Here is a 1,091-nt window from a genome sequence, read left to right on the forward strand (position 1 = left end):
CACAGCGCCGATGGTACTGCACCCGGGAGGGTGTGGGAGAGTAGGACACCGCCGGACAACCATTACGGAAGCCCCCGACCACACCGTCGGGGGCTTCCCCCCTTTAACACCCCCAACCCGAGGCACCGGAGCAGCCAAAGCACACCGCCCGGCCCGCCGGTTTGCGCCTCCGGGAAGCCAGGGCGTCGGCGGGCGAACTATTGCCCAGTGACCGGCGTGTCTCCTACTGTGATGCTGATTGCACTACGGAACGTGACTGCAGCTCTCTTCTTTCGCATTGGCATGGATGGGCCGCCCCTCGCGGGCGGCCGCCCCAAGAAGGAGGCGCACGGTGGGCCATATCCAACTGCTGGGCACCGGCGGGACCATCGCTTCACGCGGCCATGGCCCCCGCGGTTCGGTGGCCAGCGACGCGGCGTCCACCCTTGTTCCATCCCGGTACGGCGAGTTCGCGGTGCAGGCGCGCGATGTACTGACCACCGGCAGCTACCTGCTGGATCTGGCCGCATTGCGCCGGATTGCCGAGGCGGTGGAACGGGCACTGGCCGACCCGGAAGTGGACGGCGTCGTGGTCACCCACGGCACCGACACCCTGGAGGAAACGGCGTTCCTGCTGGACCTGGTTCATGCCTCCCCCAAGCCCGTGGTGCTCACCGGCGCCCAGCGTGCGGCCGACAGCCCGGACGCGGACGGCCCGCGCAATGTGGCGGAAGCGGTGCGTGCGGCAGCCGAGGAGCATCTGCGCGGAGCCGGCGCCCTGATCAGCTTCGCCGGGATGATCCGTTCGGCCCGCGGTGCCCGTAAGGTACACACCACTGCCGGTGGCGCATTCGGTGGCGGTACCGAGGTGGCCCACATGGTGGGCGAACGGCTCGTGGTGACAGCCATGCCCCGCCGCTATCCGGCCCTGCCGATGCCTCCGCCGGCATTCGACGCCACCCGGGTGGACGTCATCACCGCCTACCCCGGCGCCACGACGGAACTGTTTGATTTCGCCGTTGCTTCCGGTGCGGGGGCCGTGGTGCTGGCCGGGACCGGGGTGGGTAATGCGGGGCCGGGGTTCGCGGAGTCGGTGAGGGCCGCGACGGCGG

General features: G+C 70.0%; 1 protein-coding gene. It reads left to right on the forward strand.

The window, feature by feature from the left end; translation table 11 throughout:
• Positions 1–331: 331 nt before the first annotated feature.
• On the forward strand, positions 332–1,091 hold a 760-nt coding region (locus NCCP_RS14805), incomplete at its 3' end, for an asparaginase domain-containing protein (RefSeq protein ID WP_149958051.1).

The organism is Zafaria cholistanensis, from assembly GCF_008580665.1.
In the GTDB taxonomy this organism is placed as follows: Bacteria; Actinomycetota; Actinomycetes; order Actinomycetales; family Micrococcaceae; genus Zafaria; species Zafaria cholistanensis.